The 652-nt window shown below is 47.1% G+C and carries 1 protein-coding gene; it reads right to left on the reverse strand.

The genetic code is table 11. The features are described 5' to 3' along the window. Nucleotides 1–652 (reverse strand): transposase family protein (locus FD01_RS14755; RefSeq protein WP_477218260.1); only part of this gene is annotated, 652 nt, incomplete at both ends.

Below are 652 nucleotides of genomic sequence, written 5' to 3' on the forward strand. Positions count from 1 at the left end.
TCATCTGGGTAATGGCCATGCAAGTCGAAGTAATGATCCAAGGTCGCTTCAAAGTCTTTACTCTCATTGAAAGCCCTGAATTCGAAACGCTCAATATCAACGATGCCCTCACTTAACGATGCGTCAATCTTGGCCCCAAACTCAACTTTGGCTTTCGCCTTACCACGCTGGATCGGTCGAATATAAGGCTGTTGGAGACTAACAATCCGGTCTGCGACATGGTGAATCTTGTGTTCAAACATATACCATTGTTGGTCAAACAAGATTCGGATGACACCCAAGCGTACTGCTTGTTTGGCGGTTAAGATTGCCCCTACATCAATGAATTCATTGATGTAGCGCAAGTCGCGACGGACGTATTGAAGTTGCGCTTTAACTTGCTTGTGAACGGATTGCTTTTGGCTCTTTGGATGGCGTGAGAAAGCCGTCCAAACTTGTTTGGCTTCACGCTTATACATGCGTGGATTAGGGACATTCAGTTGATGCGCCATGTCAATGGCCATGTCTTCAAGATTCTTGCGGGCTTGATTGAGCAGCGAGGTATCTTGGGGATAGCGGATCTTCACCGGAATCGCTGTGGCATCCGTGATCATCACGTCAACCTTGAATGGCACCAAGGCTTCGATCTTGGCACGAAGCCAATCATTGATAA

This window comes from Lacticaseibacillus manihotivorans DSM 13343 = JCM 12514 (assembly GCF_001435035.1).
In the GTDB taxonomy this organism is placed as follows: Bacteria; Bacillota; Bacilli; order Lactobacillales; family Lactobacillaceae; genus Lacticaseibacillus; species Lacticaseibacillus manihotivorans.